At 61.1% G+C, this 18,180-nt stretch carries 17 protein-coding genes and 1 pseudogene; 11 read left to right on the top strand and 7 right to left on the bottom strand.

Translation table 11 applies throughout. The annotated features are described in order from the left end of the window. Nucleotide 1: 1 nt before the first annotated feature. The 4 genes from F3J19_RS08085 to F3J19_RS08070 all read right to left on the bottom strand — a co-directional run bounded on the left by F3J19_RS08085 (nt 2) and on the right by F3J19_RS08070 (nt 3,348). Nucleotides 2-640, bottom strand: coding sequence for a tail fiber protein (locus F3J19_RS08085; RefSeq protein WP_167039583.1), 639 nt, complete (start codon nt 638-640; stop codon nt 2-4). Between the two features lie 219 nt (nt 641-859). After that, complete coding sequence (locus F3J19_RS08080) at nt 860-1,207, bottom strand: hypothetical protein (protein ID WP_167039581.1); 348 nt, start codon at nt 1,205-1,207, stop codon at nt 860-862. Nucleotides 1,208-1,535: 328 nt separating this feature from the next. Then, nucleotides 1,536-2,156 (bottom strand): GNAT family N-acetyltransferase, encoded by a 621-nt coding sequence (locus F3J19_RS08075; protein WP_167039579.1) that lies wholly within the window; start codon nt 2,154-2,156, stop codon nt 1,536-1,538. Nucleotides 2,157-2,424: 268 nt separating this feature from the next. Then, nucleotides 2,425-3,348: a LysR substrate-binding domain-containing protein gene (locus F3J19_RS08070; protein WP_167039577.1), complete on the bottom strand. Its 924-nt coding sequence runs from the start codon at nt 3,346-3,348 to the stop codon at nt 2,425-2,427. A 161-nt stretch (nt 3,349-3,509) separates the two neighbouring features. Between F3J19_RS08070 and F3J19_RS08065 the strand changes: the two genes are divergently transcribed. The 11 genes and pseudogenes from F3J19_RS08065 (at nt 3,510) to F3J19_RS08015 (ending at nt 13,931) form a co-directional block, all read left to right on the top strand. Further along, entirely contained in the window at nt 3,510-4,592 is a 1,083-nt protein-coding gene (locus F3J19_RS08065; RefSeq protein ID WP_167039575.1) for a tartrate dehydrogenase, read from the top strand. Nucleotides 4,593-5,239: 647 nt separating this feature from the next. Continuing rightward, nucleotides 5,240-6,598 carry an MFS transporter gene (locus F3J19_RS08060; protein WP_167039573.1) on the top strand — a complete coding sequence of 453 codons (1,359 nt, stop codon included), beginning with the start codon at nt 5,240-5,242 and terminating at the stop codon, nt 6,596-6,598. 909 nt (nt 6,599-7,507) lie between these two features. Then, a complete protein-coding gene (locus tag F3J19_RS08055) occupies nt 7,508-7,990 on the top strand; it encodes a DUF2778 domain-containing protein (RefSeq protein WP_167039571.1) in 483 nt (160 codons plus the stop codon). Continuing rightward, nucleotides 7,987-8,298: a hypothetical protein gene (locus F3J19_RS08050; RefSeq protein WP_167039569.1), complete on the top strand. Its 312-nt coding sequence runs from the start codon at nt 7,987-7,989 to the stop codon at nt 8,296-8,298. Before F3J19_RS08055 ends, F3J19_RS08050 begins: the two co-directional genes overlap by 4 nt. Nucleotides 8,299-8,432: 134 nt before the next feature. Further along, nucleotides 8,433-8,765, top strand: a complete 333-nt coding sequence (locus F3J19_RS08045) for a hypothetical protein (protein WP_167039567.1) — start codon at nt 8,433-8,435, stop codon at nt 8,763-8,765. A 217-nt stretch (nt 8,766-8,982) separates the two neighbouring features. Beyond that, nucleotides 8,983-9,333: a hypothetical protein gene (locus F3J19_RS08040; protein WP_167039565.1), complete on the top strand. Its 351-nt coding sequence runs from the start codon at nt 8,983-8,985 to the stop codon at nt 9,331-9,333. A 54-nt stretch (nt 9,334-9,387) separates the two neighbouring features. After that, the gene (locus F3J19_RS08035) at nt 9,388-10,287 is read left to right on the top strand and encodes a LysR family transcriptional regulator (protein ID WP_167039563.1); all 900 of its coding nucleotides are present in this window, start codon (nt 9,388-9,390) and stop codon (nt 10,285-10,287) included. Nucleotides 10,288-10,425: 138 nt separating this feature from the next. Beyond that, a pseudogene (locus F3J19_RS08030) lies at nt 10,426-11,741 on the top strand (MFS transporter). A 48-nt stretch (nt 11,742-11,789) separates the two neighbouring features. Beyond that, nucleotides 11,790-12,839, top strand: a complete 1,050-nt coding sequence (locus tag F3J19_RS08025; RefSeq protein WP_167039561.1) for an amidohydrolase family protein — start codon at nt 11,790-11,792, stop codon at nt 12,837-12,839. Then, nucleotides 12,836-13,507 carry an RraA family protein gene (locus F3J19_RS08020; protein WP_167039560.1) on the top strand — a complete coding sequence of 224 codons (672 nt, stop codon included), beginning with the start codon at nt 12,836-12,838 and terminating at the stop codon, nt 13,505-13,507. The genes F3J19_RS08025 and F3J19_RS08020 overlap by 4 nt, the downstream gene beginning before the upstream one ends. Before the next feature lie 19 nt (nt 13,508-13,526). Beyond that, nucleotides 13,527-13,931, top strand: a complete 405-nt coding sequence (locus F3J19_RS08015; protein ID WP_167039558.1) for a hypothetical protein — start codon at nt 13,527-13,529, stop codon at nt 13,929-13,931. A 21-nt stretch (nt 13,932-13,952) separates the two neighbouring features. On the opposite strand, the gene F3J19_RS08010 is transcribed toward F3J19_RS08015, so the two are convergent. From F3J19_RS08010 to F3J19_RS08000, 3 genes are all read right to left on the bottom strand, one after another. Beyond that, the gene (locus tag F3J19_RS08010; protein ID WP_167039556.1) at nt 13,953-15,050 is read right to left on the bottom strand and encodes a sugar-transfer associated ATP-grasp domain-containing protein; all 1,098 of its coding nucleotides are present in this window, start codon (nt 15,048-15,050) and stop codon (nt 13,953-13,955) included. 96 nt (nt 15,051-15,146) lie between these two features. Then, nucleotides 15,147-16,529, bottom strand: a complete 1,383-nt coding sequence (locus F3J19_RS08005) for an undecaprenyl-phosphate glucose phosphotransferase (protein ID WP_167039554.1) — start codon at nt 16,527-16,529, stop codon at nt 15,147-15,149. A 41-nt stretch (nt 16,530-16,570) separates the two neighbouring features. Beyond that, nucleotides 16,571-18,085 (bottom strand): mannose-1-phosphate guanylyltransferase/mannose-6-phosphate isomerase, encoded by a 1,515-nt coding sequence (locus F3J19_RS08000; protein ID WP_167039552.1) that lies wholly within the window; start codon nt 18,083-18,085, stop codon nt 16,571-16,573. Nucleotides 18,086-18,180: the final 95 nt, after the last annotated feature.

Here is an 18,180-nt window from a genome sequence, read left to right as displayed (position 1 = left end):
TTTAGCCGCGCGACGGGAAAATCCCCGTCAACGCGACGATGAAGTTGATGCCGAGATACGGATTGCGCGTGTTGAACGGCAAGCCGCTGCCCGCATTCGCGTTGACGACGTTCGGCAGGCTGGCCGGCACCGTGAGGTTGAACGGCTTGAGCGTGGTGTCGGCGTTGGCGGTGTTGTAGACCGTCGCCGGATGGCCCGACGACAACGCGCCGCCGAGCACCGTCGTCGGTCCGGGAATATTGGTCACGCTGGTCGCGGGGGGCCCCGACGTGGCCGTCGTGCCCGTCGCGGCGGGAATCGCCACGGCAACCGTGGTCGGCTGCGTCGCACCGGTAACTTGCGTCGCGTGCGTGTGAACGGGCAATTGCGCCTGCGTCAGCGTGATGTTTTCGGCTCCGGCCTGCTCGCCGGTCACCACCGGCGCGAGACCCAGCCCCGTCCCCACGCCGACCGGCGAGCGGCCCTGCAGGTTCGGCAGACCGAACGTGGTTTGGCCGTTGCCGCCGTAGTACGTGCCGAGCAGCGCGAACAGCGGGCTGTTTTGCGCAATCGACATGAGCTGCCCCTGGCACAACGCCCAGCCGTTGGGTGCGAAGTCGAAGCCCACCATGCGGATTTCACCGAGGTATTGATCGGACATGCTGCCTCCAGAAGAGAGAAAACGAAAACGACGGAAGAGCCGTGCGGCTGAGCGGAACGCAGCACGCGACGGCATGCGAAATGCGATGGGGAAAAAGGTGCAAGGCGGAATGCGAGGCTGCGTACAAGGCGCCGCGTGCAACGGCGTGCGGCGCGCCGCACCGCATGTCGTTGCACGTGCGCCGAATGGAACGCCGCGAAGAATGGAATGCGCGACTCATCACACCGCATCCGCCGCGCAAGCCGAACGCTTGCGATGAATCACCGCGCACAGCGTCCGCGCGCCCGATTCGAGCGGTCTGCCCGGCGAGACGAACAGCAGCCATGCACGGCCGTCGGGTGCGATGAAGCGATAGGTGTCCTGAGGTAACGCAACCGCCGGCGGCAACTCGAAGCTCGCCGAATAGCACTCGTGCTCGCCATTCATGGCGAGGCCCGTCCATGCGTCCAGCAAACGCGTCTGCACGAGCGGCAACGCCGCCGCGTCCGCGCTCGCGAGCGTGAAGACCTGCCCAAGCGACGCCCTCAGCGCATCGTAGGCCGGCAAATCCGAAACCGCGTTCGACACTGGTCCCCCTCGATCGCAACGCGCGCGCCGTGGTGCTGCCGATGCAGCGCGCCGGTTGCCGTCATTCTTGTCATGCTCTCAGTTCGCGCGCATTTGCCGTGATGCATCGCCGTGGCTTACAGCCCGGTTGCGCGTCGCTTTAATACGGGTCTACGGAATGACTCTTTTTCTCTATCGTTAGGCTTACGACATATTTCTGGAAAGCTTTAATGAATTCCACGGTGGTCCAATTCGATCATGCCGCGCCCTGCTTATTACTTGCTTGTGGTTTGCTTATCGTTTGCTTATTGTTTATTTATTGCCTGTTCATTATGTGCTTAATACTCTCTCATGCGCACACCGTCCGTGCATCGTCCCGCGACGTGACGGATGAAACGGCACGCGCGTCGAGTTGTATATCGAGCGGCGCGCATTCGCGGCGCATCAACCCGTAGACGCCGCCGTCCTGCTCGCTGCTCTGCTTCACGAAACCCAGACGCCGGTACAACGACTGCACCGGGTTGTCGGCCTCGACGTTCAGGGTAACGGGCAAGCCTTCGCGCACCGCCCCGGCGATCAACGCGCGCAATAGCCGCGTGCCGATGCCCTTGCCACGCCATGCGGGCAGCAAGGCGATATCGATGATGCGGGCTTCGTCGCCGAGTTGCGCGGGCCGCCATGCGTGATACAGACGCCCGACCGGCTCCGCGCCGGCCAACACGACGTCGAAAAAAGCGTGTGGATAGTGCTCGCGGTAATACGTGTGTTGAAGCTGCGATTGATGCCGCAGAAACGCGTCGATGCGAGACGGCTCCCAACCGGTGCGTGCGAATTCATCCCAACGCGTGCTCACGAAAACGTCACAAAGAAACGCTTCGTCGGCGACACTGGCGGTGCGCAAGCTCACGATGCCGGCATGGCTTGCCGGACTTTCTAGCGGCGCTGCGGAATGAGTGAATTCGATCTTCATGCGAAAATCATTGGTAAGCCGCTGAGCTGACGAATACGCGATAACGCCGAATCCTAACTAATTGTTACTTGCGCAGCAATAGAAACTGTGAAGAGTCAGAGAGCCGGTAATTTCCCTGATTGCCCGCGCATTTTTACCCGCTATGGTGACGCTAAAACGACAATGAATCGAAAGCATTTCGAGTGGAATTTGCGCAATTATTTAGTAAGGCATCTAAAGCACTTCGTCAGCCATGCAAGCGGCTGCGCAAATCGCGGAGTACCCCGCCTCAACGATCCGCCGGCGTGCTGCCGAACTGCGCGAATTCCTCGCTGAGAAAATCCACGCATACCCTCACCTTCGCGGACTGCGCGAGCCGCTCCGGATACACGGCCCAAACGTTGGCGGGTTGAGTCGCCTCGGGTAACAGCTGGCGTAACTGGCCGCTGTCGATGAGTCCGCGCACGTCCCACAGCGAACGCAGCACGATGCCGCGGCCGGCCAGCGCCCATTGCACGGCGACTTCGCCATGATTGGTCGACAGCGGTCCGGTGACCTTGATCGATACCGCTTCGCCGCGCACCGTGAGCCGCCACAAGCCGAACGGATGATCGCGCTCCTTGATGGCGAGACACGCATGCGAGGACAGTTCCGCGAGTTGCCGCGGCGTGCCATGCCGCGCGAGATAATCGGGCGACGCGCACAGCACGCGATGATTCGAGGCGAGCCGCCGCGCGATCAGATGCGGCGCGATGTCGTCGCCGATGCGGATGTCGAGATCGATGCCCTCGCCTGCGACGTCGACAAGACGATCGAACAGATCGAGCCGCACGCTCAGTTGCGCATAGCGTTCCGAAAAGCGTGCGAGCGCGGGTGCGACGAAGCGCCGGCCGAAACCGAAGCTGCTCGAAATGCGCAGCTTGCCGCCCGGAATGCGGCGCGTGGTGGAGACGTCCTCGACCAGTTGATCGACGTCGTCGAGAATTTTTTCGGCCCATGCATAGACGCGCTCGCCCGCTTCGGTAATCGCGACACGACGCGTGGAGCGATGCAGAAGGCGCGTGCCGAGCGTCGCCTCGAGCACGCCGATGCGTTTGCTGACATAGGCGGCCGAGACCGATAGCGCCTCGGCCGCCGCGCTGAAACTGCACTTGCGCGCAACTTCGCAGAACACGCGCAGATCGCCGAGATCGGGAGACGGGACGCTATTCATGGCGGCGCTCTTTATACACGAATCGTGTACAGTGGTTTAACCAAAGCGCGCATTGTAGACGCAATTAGCGAGAATAGAATAAGCGCCATTGAAACGTCGATACCCGTTGGGTACTCCGCTGAATACCCCGTTGCACACCCATTACACAGAAGGAGCACAGCATGTCGAACAGATATCGGATTGCCGTCATACCGGGCGACGGCATCGGCGTCGAAGTGATGCCGGAAGCGCTGCGCGTGCTGGACGTCGCGACGAAACGCTTCGGCATCGAACTCGAGTATCGGCATATCGAGTGGGCAAGCTGCGACTACTACGCGAAGCACGGCAAGATGATGCCCGACGACTGGAAAACGCAACTGCAATCGATGGATGCGATCCTGTTCGGCGCGGTCGGCTGGCCCGACACCGTGCCCGATCATATTTCGCTGTGGGGGTCGCTGCTCAAATTCCGCCGCGAATTCGATCAATACGTGAATCTGCGCCCCGCGCGTCTTTTCGCGGGCGTGCCGTCGCCGCTCGCGGGACGCAAGGCCGGCGACATCGACTTCTGGATCGTGCGCGAGAACACCGAGGGCGAGTATTCGTCGGTCGGCGGCGTGATGTTCGAAGGCACCGAGCGCGAATTCGTGCTGCAGGAATCGGTGTTCACACGGCACGGCAGCGAGCGCGTGCTGAAGTTCGCATTCGATCTCGCGCAGCGGCGCGAACGCAAGAAGATCACGGTCGCGACGAAGAGCAACGGCATCGCGATCAGCATGCCGTGGTGGGACAAATGCGCGGCCGGCATCGCCGCGCACTATCCGGACGTCGAATGGGACAAGCAGCACATCGACATCCTTTCCGCGCGCTTCGTGCTGAACCCGGACCGCTTCGACGTGGTGGTCGCGACCAACCTGTTCGGCGACATCCTTTCCGATCTCGGCCCTGCCTGTACCGGCACGATCGGCCTCGCGCCGTCGGGCAATCTGAATCCGGACCGCACGTTCCCGTCGCTGTTCGAACCGGTGCACGGCTCGGCACCCGACATCGCCGGCAAGCACATCGCCAATCCGATCGCGATGATCTGGTCGGCCGCGATGATGCTCGACTTCCTCGGCCGCTCCACCGGCAAGGAACGCGAAGCGCACGACGCGATCCTGCGCGCGATCGAGGCGACGCTCGCCGAAGGCCCGCATACCGGCGACCTCGGCGGCAGCGCAAGCACGAGCGAGGTCGGCGCGGCGATTGCGGCGAAGCTCGCGTGACCTGACAGAGCGTGTTGCCTGGGGCTGCCAATCGAATGCGGATTGCAGCCTCGGCATGCGGATACGCTGCCCTTCGGGCAAAGCAAATTCGACTTCGCTGAAGCGATGCGCGTGTTCCATCACATCGATCATGCCGGGCAGATTCATTTGCCATGCGAACTAATGCGCATCGTGAGATAAAAAGCACCGCCGTCGCCTTCGCGCACACTCCGTTGAACCCGTTGAACATCCGCGCCGTCGATACCTGTGAATTCGACGTCAACGCGAAATAGATCGCCGCACGCGCACGCTGAAGCCGCGCATCCGCACCTCAGGTTCGGCCCGCTCGACGACTCCGGAATCAGCCCCATCGCGAAGTCCTATCGCACCTTCGCGAGGCGCGTTTCTCATCTCGGGTAATCCCCCGTTGCCCGCTGCCATCAAATTACTTACAGTGGCGCGCGTTCGCGTGAAGAATCACCGTTCTTCACGCGAACAAAACGCCGATCCCGGCGACGCTCCCGCACGCGAACCGCAGCGGGTATGATTCATTGCCTAAGCCCAGCAGTTCGCCGCAGGTGCAGGCATCGTGCGCCGCTACCCGACGGCACACGGTCTTAAGAAAAAACGCCCGTTATGTCGGGCTTTTTCGCAGTCAGGAGACCATCATGAACCGCAGCACCGCTGTGAACGTTCAAACCTTTATCAACGAGCACCCGTTTTCGCCGTTCCAGTGGCTGATCTTCTTCATGTGCTTCATCATCGTCCTGATGGACGGTTTTGACACCGCCGCGATCGGCTTCATCGCCCCCTCGCTCATCACCGAATGGGGCATCGACAAACCCGCGCTCGCGCCCGTGCTGAGCGCGGCGCTGTTCGGCCTCGCGTGCGGCGCGCTCGGTTCCGGCCCGCTGTCCGACCGCCTCGGCCGTCGCGGCATGCTGCTCGGCTCGGTGCTGCTGTTCGGGCTCGCGTGCCTCGCGTCGGCATTCTCGACCGGCATCGAGCAACTGACCGTGCTGCGCTTCATCACCGGCGTCGGCCTCGGCGCCGCGATGCCGAACGCCGTCACGATGATGGGCGAGTACTGCCCGGACAACCGCCGCGCCACCGTCATCAACCTGATGTTCTGCGGCTTTCCGCTCGGTGCGGCATTCGGCGGCTTCCTCGCCGCATGGATGATTCCGCATTTCGGCTGGCGCAGCGTCCTGCTGCTCGGCGGCGTCACGCCGCTCCTGCTGTCGGTCCTGCTGCTCACGAAGATGCCCGAGTCGGTGCGCTACATGGTCGCGAACCAGAAGCCGGTCGAGCGGATTCGCGCGGCACTCGCGCGCATTTCCGGCGACGCCGTGCAGGCGGGCGCATTCACGATGACCGAAACCGCGCCGCAAACCGGCAGCAAGGGTCTCGGCGTCGTGCTGTCGCGCTCGTACATCGTCGGCTCGGTGATGCTGTGGCTCGCGTATTTCATGGGCCTCGTGATCTTCTACGCGTCGATCAACTGGATGCCGATCCTGCTGAAAGACGCCGGCCTCACGCCGCAACGCGCAACGCTGATCTCCGCGCTGTTCCCGCTCGGCGGCGTCGGTGCGGTGCTGGCCGGCGTGCTGATGGACCGCTTCAACGCCAATCGCGTTATCGCGGTCTGCTATGCGCTGACCGCGCTCAGCGTGTACTTCATCGGCCAGGCAGCCGGCAACGTCGGCGCGCTCGTGCTGATCGTATTCATCGCCGGCGTGCTGATGAACACCGCGCAATCGTCGATGCCGGCACTCGCCGCCGCGTTCTATCCGACCGCGGGCCGCGGCACCGGCGTCGCGTGGATGCTCGGCGTGGGCCGCTTCGGCGGCATCGCGGGCTCGTTCCTCGTGGCCGAACTGACGCGCCGCCACTTCTCGTTCAGCGGCATCTTCGCGACGATCGCGGTTGCCGGTCTGTTGTCGTGTGTCGCGCTGCTGATCAAACAGGCAGCACGTCCGCAAGTAGCGGAAGCGAATGCGTCGAAGGCGGAATCATTCGGGCATTGAGCTTTTTCGGCGATGCGGCCCGATGATGGGCCGCGAGCCTGGTGGTTTTTCGAAGCCGCTCTGCGAATTGCAGAGCGGCTTTTTCTTTGGGGGTGTCGCAAGTCGAGGTGGGGTTCGGGGCGTGGAGCAATGGATATGTGATTGAGAGTTAGGACTCGATTCGCAACGCTTTGCAACACTTTTGATTAAGCCGACTTCTCGCCATCGGCACAAGGTTTGCGCGTTCTTCCTTCGTCAGTTCCAGACACGGCTGTTTGTCCCCTCTTTGAGATTACGTTAGCTTCGGAAACCCTTCCAGCTACGCAGAAACCAGCAGGATGGTCATACTACAGCTTACGCCAGGATGTAAAAATAATTGCTGTGAAGAGGATCAATAACCGTCATTCAGGACACGCGCATCCTGCTTCTATTCATCGCGTCATCCCTATGCATCGCGGCGATCTGAACTGCCCCGGGAATCGTGAAGGCTGTTTGGTTTAAGTCGATACCTGCACTACAGCGGGATTGCTGAGTTGCCGATAGTAGTTATCCTGAGTTACAGGGGCAACTCCAGTCAGTCTCAATCAATCTGTGACTATTTTTAACTCTTATCAGAAGAGAAAAACAATACGGCATAGCCTTGGACTTCAAGGACGAGTTGTCGCCATCTCCCATTATCCACACTCAAAATAGATGGTAAGCACAGGTATTTTTCGCTCAAATTCTGACATGAACGAAGTGACGAGTACCGAGATTCACGGATCGATACCCCCGTGCACTTGCCGACGGTCGCAAATATCGACAGGCTATTAGAGTCGCCGAATCGCTAGCCGTTGTGCAACGAGTGTGCATCTGTGGCCACCGTCACACACCGAGATCTGTGTTGCGTCTGCGACGTTTACTCGTCTAATTTCTGTAGCCGGAGAAGAAATGTCTGTATTCTGTACCTTTGCACTCAATAATCGTGAAACTTCGGGCCTCTATTGTTTGGGACTTGGAATGATCGAAGCCTATTCGGGTCATGGTAAGGGTCGGGACAATCCCAACGCAGTTTCGATCCCCATGACTGGAGCTATTCCACCTGGCACGTACTTTATTGTTGATCGTCAATCGGGTGGAAGATTGGGATGGTTGCACGATCTGAGTGACACATACCTTGGTAGCACCGACCGAACAAAATGGTTCATGCTATGGAACGCTCACGGAGGCGATACCACAATGATTGACGGAATACGTCGTGGTAATTTTCGCCTTCACGCTGAAGGCCCGATGCGCGAAAGTGACGGCTGCATCACTGTGAAAAACGGCAACGACTTCGAACGACTGCAGCGCTACATTCGCTCTCACAAGCCGAATATCGCCATTCCGGGTAGCGATCATCTGAAAGCATACGGCCGCCTGGAAGTCCGATGAAACGTCTCACACTTATCGGCGGGTGTCTCGCCGGACTCGCGCTGTCCTGCCTGGGCGGCATGCAGCTAACCCGGTTCCTTCTGCAACACTTCACGTTCGACATACCATCGTGGCTTTCAGCAATCGTTCGGCACGCAATAGGTTTGATATATGCCGACTACCAGCCCGACGCCCTCGACATTCAGGACACATGCATCCTGCTTCTCTTCATCGCGTCATCCCTATGCATCGCGGCGATCATCGCCCTGCTCAGCTTTATCGCGCGGCGTCGATTCGTCGCACGCAATAGGCTCAATCAACCCGATTGAACGCGCCCCGCCGTCCGCCTAAAAGCGCGCCGCCCCACTTCCCGATACACTACGTCTTTCTTCACCCCATACGAACGCGGCAACGGCGATCACCGTCGCCGCGCCGTCGCCCGTCTCATCTCAGGATTCCGGTAATGAAACGCGTAGTCGTATCCGCGCTTGTCGCGCTGTGTGTGGCACAGCCGGCCGCTCAGGCCGTCGCGCAGACCGTCAGCGATCAATGCTTCGCGCTCGGCGATATCGCCGGCCAGGTCGCCTCGTGGCGCGCGCACAAAAAGACCCAGGCTCAGGCGCTCAAGCAGGCCGCCTATTACTACAAAGACCCGTCCGATCGCGAGGCCGTCAACGCGATCATCGCCAAGATCTACGCCCCCGACGCGCCGCACATGACGCCCGATCAGGCGAGCATGGCGTTCACGTCGGAGTGCGCGAACCGGCACAAGGGACAGGCCTCATCCACGCAGTGATGCCTGTGTTCCCCCCGATGTGGTGCGGTGTTTCGCGAGCGGAGACGCTCATGCCCGCCTATTCGACGATGTTGAAATCGGCGAGGTACTTGCCCGCTCAGCGTGATGCCGCCGATGCGATTTCTCGCCTCGTCGAAGATTTATCCACGGCCCATGGACTACATCCTCAAAAATATATAACTTCCGGAGACCCAACCATCCGGTAACACAGAAAGACATGAAGATCCGCCCATTGGCCCTGAGCCTGCTGCTCACCGCCGCGCATGCCACGGCATCGGCACGCGCGATTACCACAGCGGATGAAGCCGCGGACAAAGCCGCAAGCGTTACCCAGACCCATCACCTATCAACCCACACCACACCATGCCTGCTATTCGACGTGTCGGACAGCAAGCGCTATTTCATCGTCGGTGTTCACGAAAAACACTCGCGCGAATGTGGCGGCGATCCCGATACCGCACCTGCGCTTTTCTTCATGAAGATACGCAAGCGCGACGGCTACATCGTCACGAACCGTAGCGACGGCGAGCACTTCAAACCGCTTACGCCCAATACCCACGCGCCATAGCACCCGCCGCAACAACACCGGTTATCCTTCCCCACTGGAGACAGGAATACCGACATGAACCTCAGAGCCCTGCAATGCTTCGTGATTCTCGCTGAAGAACTCAATTTCAGCCGTGCCGCCGAGCGCCTGCATATCGCGCAACCCGCACTGAGCCAGCAGATCCGCTCGCTCGAAGAGAGGCTCGGCACGCAACTCGTCGACCGCGCGCGGCGGCCGTTGATGCTGACCGAAGCGGGACACTATCTGTGCACCGAAGCGCGCCAGCTACTCGGCTCGCTGGACCAGATGACGCTCGCCACGCAGGAAATCGGCATTGGCCGGCGCGGCTGGCTCAGCATCGGCTTCACGCGTTCGTCGATGTATAGCGTGCTGCCGCCCGCGCTGAAGCAATTCCACACGGCATATCCGCAAGTCGAACTCAAGCTCTTCGAAATGCTCACCGAGGAGCAAACCGATGCCTTGCGCGACATGCGCATTCATATCGGCATCGGCCGCCAGCCGCTGACCGTCGAAGGCTGCACGTCGTATTCGCTGCTGCGCGAGCGGGTCATGGTCGCACTCGAAGCGGGACATCCGCTCGCCGCGCGCAAAACCGTGCGGATTGCCGATCTCGCCGATACGCCGTTGATTCTCTACCCCAAGCATCAGACCGCGCAGTTCAAGCACTCGGTGCAATCGCTCTATCGCGATGCCGGTGTAACGCCGCTTGTCGCCCATGAGGCTTACGAAATACAAACGGCCATTGCACTCGTCGCGGCCGGCCTCGGCGTAACGTTCATCGGCGAATCGGTAGCTCGGCACGGACGCACCGACGTGATCTTCCGCCATTTGTCCGGCCCCGGCTCGGCGTACCGCTCCACGCTCGCGGCCACCTTTCGCAGCGACGACACCTCGCCGCATCTGTGCGCCTTTCTCGGCTGCTTGCCGCCACCGCTCGCCGACCCGACACTATAAGCAAAAGCCTATACAAGCATAAGCAAGCACTCTTGGACTCCTGATCGATGCGTTTCTATCATTGGCGAAAGCCATTGCTTGAACACATACGACAAACGCAACGACGGCCGCGCCCGCCGTTGCATGGCAGGAGACAGCATGACCGCATTCGACGAAACCGCAACGATGCGCAAAGTGTATGGGCGATTGATGCCCCTGCTCTTCGCGATGATGTTCGTCAACTACCTGGACCGGATCAATATCGGTTTCGCCGCGCTCGACATGAACAAGCAGCTGGGCTTCAGCCCGGCCGTGTTCGGCTTTGCGGGCAGTATTTTCTTTGTCGGCTATATGCTGCTCGAAGTGCCGAGCAACCTGCTTTTGCATCGCGTCGGCGCGCGCATCTGGATTGCGCGCATTCTGCTGACATGGGGCGCGGTGGCCGCCGCTACGGCATTCGTATTCAACGACGTCAGCTTCTACGTGTTGCGTTTTCTGCTCGGCGTCATGGAAGCCGGCTTTCTGCCCGGCGTCGCCGTTTATCTGACCCAATGGTTTCCGGTGCGTTATCGGGCGCGCGCGGTCGGCGGCTATATCGTCGCGGGCTCGTTTCCGCCGTGCTGGGCGGGCCCATTTCGACCCTGCTGATGACCTACGCGAACGGTATTTGGGGTCTCGCGGGCTGGCAATGGATGTTCATTCTCGAAGGCGTGCCTGCGATGCTCCTGGGTCTCGTCACGCTGCGCATCATGACCGAGCGCCCCGCGGATGCCGACTGGCTCTCCAGCGAGGAAAAGAACTGGCTCGAATCGACGCTCGCGGCGGAACGCGCAGCGCTCGGCGGTAACCGGCATTTTCCGCTGCTGCGCGTGGCGAGCGACATCCGCGTCTGGAGTCTTGCCTGTCTGTTCGGTTGCGCCCTGGTCGGTATTTATGGGCTCTTCCTCTGGCTGCCGCAAATCGTCAAGAGCCTTGGCGAATTGAGCAATATCGAAGTCGGCTTTCTGTCGGCCGCCCCGCCGCTGCTCGGTGTATTGGGCACGTTCATCATCAGCCGCAGTTCCGATCGCACGGGCGACCGCAAGAAACATCTCGCGTTCGTGTATGGCATGAGTGCGCTCGCCATTGCCGGCAGCGCCTATGCGCCGAGCCCCGCGATCGCTTATGCGCTGCTGTGCGTAACTGGCCTCTTCATCTATGCGGGCAATCCGCTGTTCTGGAGTCTCGCGTCGTCGTTCCGAACCGGCGCGGCGGGCGCCGCGACCATCGCGCTCATCAACACGATCGCGCAATTCGGCGGCCTCGTCGGACCGTGGAGCATCGGAATCGTGCGTAACGCGACCGGCAATTTCAAGCTCGCCTTGCTGACGATCGCGGCGTTTCTCGTCGTCGCGACGATCATCGCCCTCGTGATGCGCGTGACACCGGCCGACGACGAAGACGCATCGCTCGCGGCCGGCAATGCCGCGCCGTGAACCTGAATCGCCTCTGAATCGCATGCAACCGCAAGGGTACTGCCCACTATGATTATCGATTGCCACGGTCATTACACGACCTCTCCGCCGCAACACGAAGCGTGGCGCGCGCAGCAGATCGCTGCGCTCAAGGACGGCGCCGCGCCGCCGCCCCGGCCGTTTATCGGCGACGACGAGATTCGAGAAAGCATCGAAAACGGCCAATTGCGCGTGCAACGCGAACGCGGCACCGATCTGACGATTTTCTCGCCGCGCGCGGCGGGCATGGGCCATCATCTCGCCGGCGCCGAAGCGAACGCGCAGTGGTCGAGCGAATGCAACGATCTCGTGCATCGCGTCTGCGAACTGTTCCCGCGTCACTTCGTCGGCGTGTGCCAGTTGCCACAAACACCGGATGTATCACCGCTGAACTGCGTCGGCGAATTGCGGCGCTGCGTCGAAGAACTCGGCTTTATCGGCTGCAATCTGAACCCCGATCCGTCAGGCGGACACTGGAGCGGCCTGCCACTCACGGACCGCCACTGGTATCCGCTTTACGAAGCGATGGTGGACCTCGACGTGCCGGCGATGATTCACGTATCGTCGTCATGCAATCCGAATTTCCATGCCACCGGCGCGCATTACCTCAATGGCGATACGTCGGCATTCATGCAATTGCTGCAAGGCGATCTGTTCGCGGACTTCCCCACGCTGCGCTTCGTCATTCCGCACGGCGGCGGCGCTGTGCCCTATCACTGGGGGCGTTATCGCGGACTCGCTCAGGACATGAAACGGCCGTTGCTCGAAGAGCATCTGCTGAAGAACGTGTTCTTCGATACCTGCGTGTACCACCAGCCCGGTGCCGAATTGCTCGCGAAAGTGATTCCGGTCGAGAACATTCTGTTTGCGTCGGAAACGATCGGCGCGGTGCAAGGCATCGATCCGCGCACGGGCCACTACTATGACGATACGCGCCGCTATATCGATGCGATCGAATGGCTCAGCGACGCCGACCGGCAACGTATTTACGAAGACAACGCGCGCAGTGTGTATGCACGGCTGTCGCGGCAACTCGATCGACAATTTCAACCATTCGCAGCACAGGGAGCAAGCGCATGAATCCAGCAGGATGGCGAGAATACGAAGGCGCGCCGCAAGCGAGTCCGGCCACGCTCGCGGCTTTGCGCGAACTCGCGGTATCGCTGCTCAGCGACAACATGGCGCGCGCGAGCGGCGCGATCGGCTTGCGGCCGTTTCATCGGCCGAAGCCGCTGGCCGGCACGGCGCTCACGATCCATACCCGCCCCGGCGATAATCTCGCGATTCACCGTGCGTTCGAGTTCTGCCGGCCCGGCGACGTGCTCGTTATCGACGGCGCCGGCGATCTCACGCAGGCGCTGATGGGCGAAATCATGGCGACGTACGCGGAAAGCCTCGGCGTGCAGGGGCTCGTGATCGACGGCGCGATTCGCGACGTCGGCGCGCTGCAGCAACGCGACTTTCCGGTGTACGCGCGCGGCGTCACCCATCGCGGTCCCTACAAGAACGGCCCCGGAGAAATCAACGTGCCGGTCACGATAGGTGGCATGGTGGTGCATCCAGGCGATATCATTGTCGGCGACGAAGACGGCCTGCTTGCCATTTCGCCCGCCGACGTCGACGCCGTCATAGAAGGCGCGCGACAACAGCAGGCGAAAGAAGCGGCCGCACTCGCGTCGATTGCGAACGGTACTTTCGACCGCGCATGGGTCGCCGCGCAACGGGACCGGATGATGACCGGATCATGAACCACCTGCCAACCGCCACATGGTGCAACAACTGAACGCCGCCGCCCTGCTCGCCCTCGCGCGCGCCGCGCAACAACAGCCGCGCGCCGGCGAGCCTTGCGAATGCACCCGTACGCCGCTCGACGGCTGGCAATCGCAGCCGCTCTCGCTCGACGAAACGCTATTCGAGGAAGTCGGCACGCTGATGCCGGAAGACGATCCCGAGCCGACCTTCAGCGAGTACCTGCCGAATAAAACCACTTACTGGTCCGCGGACGCGCCTATCGCCCCGCGCTATTTCCCCTACAACCGCTGCGGTGTGTGGCAATGCTCGTTGTGCGCGCGTCTTTATCTACGCTATGTCGAAGGCGGCGGGTACTTTGTCGACCGCAGGATTCGCGTGGTCAAGGCCGAATTGATCGAGGACGTGCCGCTTTCCGCATGACACGCTTTCCCCGCCTACCGACTAGGGCGTTCTGCCCTGGCTGCCCGCCCGCGGTGAAAACCCGGGCACGGCGTGCAGCTTCTCCCAGTTCAGCCCCATAAAACAGGGCCCTTGCGTGGTCTCGCTGAACTTCACGTCGTTGTGCTCGCCGTTCCACTCCATGACCTGCACGCGATCGTCGGCATCGACGGTCACGTCCCATCCGACACAACGCGCAAACGGAATCTTTCCGTGCAGCCTCAACACGGTCGCGACGCACTGCGCAAATTCAGGCAGCTTGACGTCCGCAAAACGCACGCCCGAATCCGGATGCGCCTCGACCGCGCCCCAGTCGCCCAGATAACCTTCGTCGCACAACTCGCCCGTTTCGATTTTGACGGGCACGCAGACTTCGCGATCGATCAGGATATGCGTATCGTCCGCTCTTCCAAGCCGCAGGAAAGCCGCGCGAAGCGAAATACGGCCAGCATCGTCCACCACGGTAGTCAGACGCAGCGTTGCCACCGGTTTCGATGCGAACGCCCTGAATAACGGGTGTTGAATGATGAACTTCTGGATCACGCCATTGCCGAGCGAGCGGATAACCTCGGGGTCGAAATTCGTCCTGTCGAAGATATGCACGCCATTACCCTGCATCGAACCGTCGAGCTTGAAGACCACGCGCTCGGTGTGCTCGAAGACGATGTCCTTCAATTCATGAGCGGGCACGACTACGCTTTGGTCCGTGAAAAACAAGCCATTGACGAAATATGCGATGTCCGGTAATACGTCGCCGCCGAAGATCAGCTGCGATATCGGCTTCAGGTTCGAAATCTTGCCGTACCCGCCCTTCATATACGGCATCACCACGGTCGCATAGTAGTTGTCGGGAATCCAGCCTTCCTTGAATGCGCCGTTGAATGCCGTGTAGACACGCAGCCAAGGCGCGTAGATCGCGTCGCCGAACACGTCGCATGCATAGGCGTCCGCGAGCTTCAGGTTCGCCGGATCGGCGCGGCCGTACTTTTCTTCGAGTAGCTGCAATACCCGTTTCGCCTGCGCGGCATGGTCGAGGTGAAAACGGTATTGCGCGACCCGCTTGGCGGACCGCCTCACTACACTCTCAACGTCGGATAGCATCACGTTATGTCCGCCAATGTCCGGGTGTTGTTCCTACCTATTATTCCCACCCGTTATCTCGCCCAGTGCCCTGTATTGACCGCTCATGCCGAGCGCTCAATACGCGTTCGAATGATGAAGTCCCTTGAAAATCGTCGCCAGAATGATCCTGACGTCGAGCCAGAACGACCAGTTCCTCAGGTAGTACAGATCGTGCGCGACACGGCCTTCCATTTTTTCGAGCCGATCCGTTTCACCGCGAAAGCCGTTGATCTGCGCCCAGCCGGTAATGCCGGGCTTGATCCGATAGCGATGAATGTAGCCGGACACGATGTTCTGATAGAGATCGTCGTGTTCGAGCGCATGAGGACGCGGCCCCACTACGGACATATCGCCGCGCAATACGTTGAAGAACTGCGGCAGTTCATCGAGACTGGTCCGGCGCAGGAAAGCACCCACCGCCGTAATGCGCGGATCGCCACGCGTGGCCTGTTCGAGCACACCGGCCTTCTGCTCATGCAAGCGCATCGTGCGGAACTTGTAGATCGTAAAGACACGCCCGTCCGCGCCTTTGCGGCGTTGCCTGAAAAACACCGGTCCATGCGAACTCAGTTTGACCGCAATTGCGCAGCCAAGCAGAATCGGCGAAACCGCAATCAATGCAAAGAGCGCAAAGAGACGATCGAACAGGTCTTTCTGCACCAGCGCATTCGGCGGCAACGGCGACGCGGCAAGATTGATCGTCGGCAGACCGAGCAGATCGGACATGCTGCCTTCGAAAAGCGCGAGCGTGCGCACGTCGGGCATGAAGCGGATATTGATCAGATCGTTACGAAACTCCGCGACGAGCCGGAGAATCGCGCGCTCTTCCGAAAGCGGCAGTGCAAGCCATACTTCGCCGATGTTCTGCTCGCGCACGTAGCGGGCAAACGCCTCATGCCGTTCGAACACGCGCACGGACGAACCCGTCGGGAGCCCGCAACCGGCGCTCAGGTTATAGAGCGCATTCGCGCGAAACCCCGCGGCCGGCGACTGCTCTATCTTGCGGATGATTTCGTCGCAATGATCTCCGCAGGCGGCCACCGCGACCTGCTGCAAGTTCATTCCCGCCACGCGCACGTGGCCGAGCAGCGCATGCGTCAGCATGCGGCCCGCCATCATCGCGGCCCCGGAAATGCCGGTCCAGTACGCGAACCAGAGCCGCGACACCAGATCGATCCGGTGCAGCGAGAACATCAGCACCATCGCGCAGGCCTGCACGACGAGCCAGCTCAACGCGATATGTCCGGCGAGTGCTCTCTTCGAGCGGCCGCGCCATGAGTCATAGACGCCGAGCGCCGGAAATACGGCAAGAGAAAACGCTGCGGCAAACGCGACGAACGCGAAGTAGAAACTCCGTTGCGAGCCGTCGTCGAAGCGAATCTGCGAGGCCGCGAAAGCGCCCGCAACGATCATCGCCACGTCGAAACATCTCGCCAGTAGACCAGTCAGCAATCGCATTGCAGCCTCCTGAGGGTGCGGTTCCATTCGACTCCAGCGCATTAGCCGCAACGCCCATACTTGTCGTCGAAGCGAACGATGTCGTCTTCGCCGAGATAGGTACCGGACTGAACCTCGATGATCTGCAGCGGCACGCGGCCCGGATTTTCGAGCCGATGACGAATACCGAGCGGAATATAGGTCGACTCGTTTTCGCCGAGCAGAAACTGCTCGTCTCCGCGCGTGACCAATGCCGTTCCGCTCACCACCACCCAGTGCTCCGCGCGATGATGGTGCATTTGCAGCGACAGACGCGCCCCCGGGCTGACGACGATGCGCTTCACCTGAAAGCGCTCGCCTTGATCGATGGAATCGTAAAAGCCCCATGGACGACGGACTTTTCTGTGCGTGTCCGCTTCCGGCGACTTCTCGCGCCGGATACGCGACACAAGCTCCTTGACGTCCTGCACGTGCGCGCGATCCGCGACGAGCACCGCGTCGTCGGTTTCGATCACGACCAGGTTGTCCGTGCCGACACAGGCGACCAGCCGGCCGCCCTGGGAGCGCGCATAGGTCGCGGTCGCGCCTTCGAACAGCACGCGGCCATTCGAAGCGTTGCCGCATTCGTCCTTCTCCATCGCTTGCCATACCGCATCCCACGAGCCGAGATCGGACCAGCCCGCTTCGAGCGGCACCACGACACCGGTGAATGTCGAGCCGGGCTTGCCGAGTTGCTCCATCACCGCGTAATCGATCGAATCGGCGGGCGAGCGCAAGAACTCGGCCGCTTCCGGCATCAGGCATTCGTCGGTCTGTTTGGCATTGCGATAGGCCTGCACGCAGGCGGCATGCATTTCCGGCTGGCATTGCCCGATGACCTTGAGCCAGATCGAAGCACGCACGACGAAAATACCGCTATTCCACCAGTAATTGCCGGAGCCGACATACTGCGCCGCAAGTTCCACCGCAGGCTTCTCGACGAATCGTTCGATATGGCGCGCGCCATCCTTCAGGGCACCGCCGAGACGGATATAGCCGAACCCCGTATCGGGACGCTCAGGCGGCACACCGAGCGTGACGATGGCGCCCTCCTGCGCGTGAGTCGCCGCGATGCCAATCGCGTGGTGAAGCGCATCGAGATTCGCTATGGCATGGTCCGCGGGCATGGCGACCAGAATCGCGTCCTCGTTGTCGGCGCATGCGGCCAGTGCCGCGAGCGTCAGTGCGGGCGCGGTGTCGCGCCGCGCGGGTTCGACCACGATGCGTGCATTCACGCCGATTTCGCGCGCCTGCTCGCACGTAGCGAAATAATGCTCGGCACCACAGACGATCACCGGATCGTCCGCGACATCCCATGCGCCCTCGAAGCCGGCCATGCGTCCCATCGTGGCCTGCAGCAAGGTCTGATTGCCGATCACATCGATCAACTGCTTCGGAAACTGTTCTCGCGACACAGGCCACAGCCGCGTGCCCGAACCGCCGGCCAGAATCACCGGCACGAGAGGCGGAATATCGACCTCGTGCTGCAGCGTCGCATCGGTATCTCTTGTAGCTGCCACCGCGCCAACCTTACTCATCTGTAACTCCTCGCCATCGAAGCCGGCTCGCGCACGATTATCTGTCGACGCCAACGCCTGACGCGCTGCGACGTGAATCGTCTCGATGCCTTCTT

The organism is Burkholderia sp. Ax-1724 (assembly GCF_011752995.1).
GTDB lineage: Bacteria > Pseudomonadota > Gammaproteobacteria > Burkholderiales > Burkholderiaceae > Paraburkholderia.
Note: the sequence above shows the minus strand (reverse complement) of the source record. Positions and strands in the feature narration are given on the sequence as shown.